Annotated in this window: 1 protein-coding gene and 2 pseudogenes; all 3 read left to right on the top strand. The window is 72.4% G+C overall.

Going from position 1 to position 4137, the window contains the following annotated elements; all coding sequences use genetic code 11:
- Positions 1-1325 (top strand): annotated as a pseudogene (locus NS184_RS16520) (glycogen debranching enzyme); the annotation flags it as partial.
- 350 nt (positions 1326-1675) lie between these two features.
- Positions 1676-3676: an alpha-1,4-glucan--maltose-1-phosphate maltosyltransferase gene (locus NS184_RS16515; RefSeq protein WP_242863095.1), complete on the top strand. Its 2001-nt coding sequence runs from the start codon at positions 1676-1678 to the stop codon at positions 3674-3676.
- Positions 3673-4137, top strand: a pseudogene (locus tag NS184_RS18020) (hypothetical protein); the annotation flags it as partial. The gene NS184_RS16515 and the pseudogene NS184_RS18020, both read left to right, overlap by 4 nt.

Below are 4137 nucleotides of genomic sequence, written 5' to 3'. Positions count from 1 at the left end.
AGGTCGTCCTCGACGTCGTCTACAACCACACCGCCGAGGAGGGCCTCGGCGGGCCGACGTCCTCGCTCCGCGGCCTGGACGGCGCGAACCACTACCGGTGGGCGGCGGACGCAGACGCGTACTACGACACCACCGGCTGCGGGAACACGCTCGACACCTCCGTCGCGGCGAGCGCCGACCTCGTCGTCGACAGCCTGCGCTACTGGGCGAAGGAGGTCCGGGTCGACGGCTTCCGGTTCGACCTCATGGCCTCGCTCGCCCGTGACGCCCGGCACGTGTTCGACCCGGCGCACCCACTGCTCGAGCGGATCCGGGAGCACCCCGACCTGCAGGACGTGCTCGTGGTCGCCGAGCCGTGGGACGTCGGACCGGACGGGTGGCGCACCGGGTCGTTCGGCGGCGCGGGCTCGGGCACGAGCGAGTGGAACGACGGCTTCCGGAACACGGTCCGCCAGTTCTGGCTCACCGACATCGCCGAGGAGCGCCGCAACGGGGCACCGCGCACCGGCATCGGGGCGCTCGCCGGAGCACTGACCGGCTCGCGCCACGTGTTCGGCGCGGACCGCGGGCCGCTGGCGGGCGTCAACTTCGTCACCGCGCACGACGGCTTCACACTCCTCGACCTGGTCTCGTACGACCGCAAGCACAACGCCGCGAACGGCGAGGAGAACCGCGACGGCTCGGACGACAACCGCTCGTTCAACCACGGCATCGAGGGCGACACGGCCGACCGGGGCGTGCGAGCGGCCCGTGGTCGGAGCATGCGCAACCTCCTCGGGACGCTCATGCTCTCCGCCGGGGTGCCGATGCTCACCGCCGGCGACGAACGGAGCCGCACCCAGCACGGCAACAACAACGCCTACGTCGTGTCGGAGGACCTCACCCCGGTCGACTGGTCCGACGACGAGGACGCCGAGTCGACGACCAACACCGTCGCGGAGCTCACCCGGCTCCGCGCGGCACACCCGGCGCTCCGGCCGACGCGCTTCGGCGTCGAGGGCCTGGAGACCCCGGGGGCCTCGCGGATGACGTGGTACGGGCCGGACGGCGGTCCGATGACCCTCGAGGGTTGGGACCAGCCGATCCACCGGGCGCTGCAGTACTTCGTGGAGTCGACACCGGAGCACGAGCCGTACGACCGCGTGCTGGTGGTCGTGCACGGCAGCGGTCGGACGCGGGACATCACGCTGCCGGTGCGCGAGGACGTGCTCGGCTACCGGCTGGCGTGGTCGAGCGAGAAGCACCGTGACCACGAGCGGCTCCGCCCCGCGGGGCAGGTGTTCACGGCGTACGGCCCGGGCATCCACGTGTTCGAGATCGCGTAGCGCCGCTGCGGCGGCGGGTCGGCTCGGCTCGGCTCGGGCGTGGCTGGTCGTTCCGGGCGTGGCTGGTCGTTCCGGGCGTGGCTGGTCGCTCCGGGCGTGGCTGGTCGCTCGGATCGACCAGCCGTGCCCGTTCCGGCCTGGTACGTCACTCGTTCTGGGAAGGATCGACGCACCCGGTCGCGCTCGGTACGTGTCGGACGGGAGGCGCGGCTCGGGGCCGCCACGGGCCTCCCGACCGGCGCGGCGCGCCTCTCAAGGCCGTTCCTCCACAGGCGCGACGGGCGCGCTCGTCGTCCACACGACACGCCTTCCGGAGAACGCCGTCGCGGCTTCCGGGTAGCGTCGGCTCCGTGGCCACCGCAGACCGACCCCGGCGACCGAAGCCCGGGCGCATCCCCATCATCGAACTCGCACCCGCGACGCCGAACGGTTACCCGAGCAAGGCGTTCGACGGCGAGGTGATCACCTTCGGGGCGACCGTGTTCCGAGAAGGGCACGGCGTCATCGGCGCCGACCTGGTGCTCGAACGTCCCGACGGCGGCACCAGGACCGTCCCACTCACCCTCGTCGCCCCCGGAACCGATCGATACGAGGCGACCGTGCAGGTCGACCACGTCGGCGTCTGGTCGTGGCACGTCGAGTCGTACTCCGACGACTGGGCCACGTGGGTGCACGCCGCGCGCCTGAAGATCGCGGCCGGCGTCGACACCGAGGCCACGCTCCTCGACGGCGGCGTCCTGCTCGACCGACTCGCCGCCGAGACGGACTCCCCCGCCGCGTCGCGCGCCGCTGCCCGCATCCGCGACACCGCACTCGACCCCGCCGAGCGCCTCGCCGCCATCGACGATCCCCGCATCACGAGCGAGGTCGAGGACGCGCCCCTCACCTCGCTCTGGACCCACTCGCCGACGCAGCTGCTCGACGTCGAGCGCACCCGGGCCGGCGTGGGTGCCTGGTACGAATTCTTCCCCCGGAGCGAGGGCGCGAAGAAGAACGCCGACGGCTCGTGGAAGAGCGGTGACTTCCGCACCGCCGCCCGCCGCCTGCCCGCGGTCGCCCGGATGGGGTTCGACGTGGTCTACCTGCCGCCGATCCACCCCATCGGCACGACGGCACGCAAGGGCCCGAACAACACGCTGACGCCCGGCCCGCACGACCCAGGCAGCCCGTGGGCGATCGGTTCGGCCGAGGGCGGTCACGACGCGATCCACCCCGACCTCGGCACCGAGGACGACTTCCGCGAGTTCGTCGAGACCGCGAAGAACACCGGGATGGAGGTCGCGCTCGACTTCGCGCTCCAGTGCTCCCCCGACCACCCTTGGGTGACCGAGCACCCGGACTGGTTCACCCAGCGCGCAGACGGCTCGATCGCCACGGCCGAGAACCCGCCGAAGCGCTACCAGGACATCTACCCGATCCAGTTCGACGCCGATCCCGAGGGTCTCGTCACCGAGGTGCTGCGCGTCCTGCGGCACTGGATGTCGTTCGGCGTGCGGATCTTCCGCGTCGACAACCCGCACACGAAGCCGCTCTGGTTCTGGGAGCGGGTCATCCGCGAGGTCCGCGACGAGCACCCGGACACGGTGTTCCTCGCCGAGGCGTTCACCCGCCCGGCGATGATGCGGGCGCTCGCCGAGGTCGGCTTCCAGCAGTCGTACACGTACTTCACGTGGCGGAACACGCGTGAGGAGATCGAGTCCTACTTCGAGGAGCTCAGCCACGAGACGAGCGCGTACCTGCGCCCGAACCTCTTCGTGAACACGCCGGACATCCTCACCGAGTACCTGCAGTTCGGCGGCCGAGCGGGCTACAAGGTCCGTGCCGCCCTCGCCGCGACCGGTGCGCCGACGTGGGGTATGTACTCCGGGTACGAGCTCTTCGAGGACGTCGCCCGACCGGGGTCCGAGGAGAACATCGACAACGAGAAGTACGAGTACAAGCCGCGCGACTTCGCCCTCGCCGAGGCCGAGGGTGCGAGCCTGGCACCCTACGTGACGATGCTCAACCGCTTCCGTGCAGCGCACCCGGCGCTCCGGCAGCTCCGGAACCTGCACGTGCACCACGCCGAGGACCCGGCCATCGTCGTGTACTCCAAGCACCTGCCGGGCCGGTTCGTCCGGTCCGGCCGCGACGACACCGTGATCGTCGTCGCCAACGTCGATCCCCACTCGGCCCGCGAGACCACGGTCCACCTCGACCTGGCCGCCCTCGGGCTCGCCTCCGAGGAACCGTTCGACGTCCGCGATGTCGTCACCGGGCAGCGCTGGGTGTGGGGCTCGTCGAACTACGTACGCCTGGACGCCTTCCAGGAGCCCGTGCACCTGCTCGTCGTGGAGGGACCGCACCGATGACCGACGCCGACAAGACGCCGAAGGACCGTGGGACGGAGGCACAGCCCCCGCCGCAGCACCCCGGTCGTGGTCAGGGGCCGAGCGTCCCGCCCGTGCCGCCACCGCCGCCGCCCGTCCTCCCGCGTCGGATGCCCGAGGACACCCCGCGGCCGACGCACCCGGCGCAGCACGTCGCGGCCCCGGAGACCGACACCCCGACGGTGCCCGCCCCCGCGACGGGACCCCCCGCGTCCGGCGCGTCGGAGCCGCGGTACGAGCCCCGGGTGTCCGCTCCCGGTGAGGACCTGCCCGGAGCGCCCGCGCCCGCGAAGGAGGCACCGGACCGCGGTGTCCCGGAGTCCGCGACGCTCGCCGGGCACGCGGCGGACGCAGCGCACCCCAGACACCTGACGACCTCCGTCGACGACGGTGCCGACGCTCCCACGTCCGAGGGCGGCGCACCGCTCGCCGACGCCGGCGCG

The organism is Curtobacterium luteum (assembly GCF_001475545.1).
GTDB classification, from domain to species: domain Bacteria; phylum Actinomycetota; class Actinomycetes; order Actinomycetales; family Microbacteriaceae; genus Curtobacterium; species Curtobacterium luteum_A.
The sequence above is the reverse complement of the archived record's forward strand: the minus strand, read 5'-3'. Positions and strand labels throughout refer to the sequence as shown.